Origin of the sequence: Streptomyces carpinensis (assembly GCF_002154505.1) — a bacterium.
Classification (GTDB): Bacteria; Actinomycetota; Actinomycetes; order Streptomycetales; family Streptomycetaceae; genus Streptomyces; species Streptomyces carpinensis.
This window is the reverse complement of sequence record NZ_MUBM01000028.1, coordinates 5108-6938: the sequence shown is the minus strand read 5'-3', so window position 1 is coordinate 6938 and position 1831 is coordinate 5108. Positions and strand designations below refer to the sequence as shown.

At 71.3% G+C, this 1831-nt stretch carries 2 protein-coding genes; both read left to right on the top strand.

What is annotated here, in order from left to right:
• The coding region (locus BZY54_RS50765; RefSeq protein WP_086723322.1) for a hypothetical protein at window positions 1–560 on the top strand (560 nt) is incomplete at its 5' end.
• A 601-nt stretch (window positions 561–1161) separates the two neighbouring features.
• Entirely contained in the window at window positions 1162–1659 is a 498-nt protein-coding gene (locus BZY54_RS05055) for a hypothetical protein (RefSeq protein WP_086723321.1), read from the top strand.
• The last annotated feature ends 172 nt before the right edge of the window (window positions 1660–1831 follow it).

The following is a 1831-nucleotide window of genomic DNA, read 5'->3' as shown; positions in this document are numbered from 1 at the left end:
ACAACAACACCAACAACAACAGCAAGGGCAACGAGGGCAACAACAACCGCGGCGAGCGCGGCGAGCGCGGCCGCAGGCACCACGAGGAGGGCTGGATCCACATCAACGAGCGCTCCTACTCCGCCCACCCCAACGGCTGCATCACCGTGGTCAGCGGCCTGGGCTCCAACAGCTTCAACATCCGCAACGACAGCCGCAAGACCGTCGAGTTCTTCCGCGGGGTCACCTGCGACAACGGCGCCCCCGTCGCCACCGTCGGCCCGTGGAGCCAGAGCGACGGCGTGCAGGCCCGCTGCAAGGACGAGGACTTCAAGAAGCACGAGCACTTCAAGAAGGACGAGGACGACGAGAAGGGCAAGCACTTCAAGAAGGACGAGGACGACGAGAAGGGCGAGCACTTCAACAAGGACGAGGACGACTGCACGAAGGCCGTGCGCGTCAAGAACGGCGTGATCGGCAGCTTCCGCATCATCAAGCGCTTCGAAGACCGGGACGACTTCGGTGACCGGGGCGGCCGGGGCGACCGGGGCGACGAGGGAGGCGAGGGAGGCGACTACTAGAGCCGGCCCTACGATGCCGGCGATGCAGAACCCCGGCCCGCCGTAATCGGGCCGGGGCTCTACAACCAGGCACATCCCGCAGGACCCCGGCCCGCCGTAATCGGGCCGGGGTTCTCGTCTTGGGCCCCGCCCGGGAGCACCCCACCGGGATGCCCGCGGCCGGCCCGTGCCGTAAGGAGCCCACGCGCCTGCCACGCCATGCTAGAGCCGGACGACAGGCGCGGCGAGCCTGTCCGGGCCGGTGTCCTCCTGCACCACCGGCTCACCCGCCAGGCCGATTTCCGCTCCCGCGCCCTGCGTTGACGCTCCTTTCCCGGCGACGGCCGCCGGCCCCCTTGACCACCATCGGACGCACCCGGACGGGTGACGAAACCGTGCACCGTGCGCCTGGTGCGGCTCCCCCTGCCCGGCGATGTCACATTTCCCGGCCACGCATCCCTCACACAGACAGAGCAGCGATGCCCGCGGAGCACCTCCGGGGCCGCCGCCCCGGCGGGCATCGCGCTCGGCAGCGGCCGCGGCGAGCGGACATCACCGCTCGCGCGCCGTGTTCTGCTACCGCCGATCGAGTGGAAAACACCGGAAGCTTGAAGGAGCGAGGATGAGGATCTCCCCCCTGGTCGCGGCCGCCGCCGCGGTGGCGGCCGTCGCCGCCTTCGGCGCCCCGGCAGTCGCCGCGGGCCCGGGCCATCAGCACGACGCCACCACCGCCGTCCCGGTCAGCCCGTACCGGGCAGCGGCCGCGGGCAACCGCACGAGCACCGTGGGATCGTTCGAGCCCTACGCCGACTCCTACGGCCTGTTCCAGTGGGGCGGCACGAACACTCTCACCGCGGTCACCCTGAAAGTCAGGCCGCTCGGGTCGCGCTGCGACAGCCGCAGGATCGGCATCCGGCTGGTGACCATCCCCTACCACGGCGCCAAGCACTACTGGCCCTGGCACGGCTACACGACCGGCTGCGGCAGGACGTACACCTACAACACGTTCGCCAAGGACACCAACGGCATCCACTACGCCACCGTGGAACTCGGCGTCTTCAGCGGCAGCACGCTGAAGGGCACCAGGGACGCGGCCCCCTCCAGGCGTCCGAGCCCCTGAACGGGCAGACCACCCCGGGCCACCGGCGCAGGGGCGGCCGTGAGCCGCGGGCGCACCCGCCAAGGCGCCAACGCCCCTGCGGTCATCGGCCGGACGGCCCGGTGTGCCGGACGGGCCGGTGTGCCGGACGGCCCGGTGTGCCGGACGGGCCGGTGTGCCGGACGGGCCGGTG

What these genes read in the sequence shown, in the direction of transcription:
- BZY54_RS05055 (WP_086723321.1), top strand. Translation starts at nt 1,162, where the DNA reads ATGAGGATCTCCCCCCTGGTCGCGGCCGCCGCCGCGGTGGCGGCCGTC.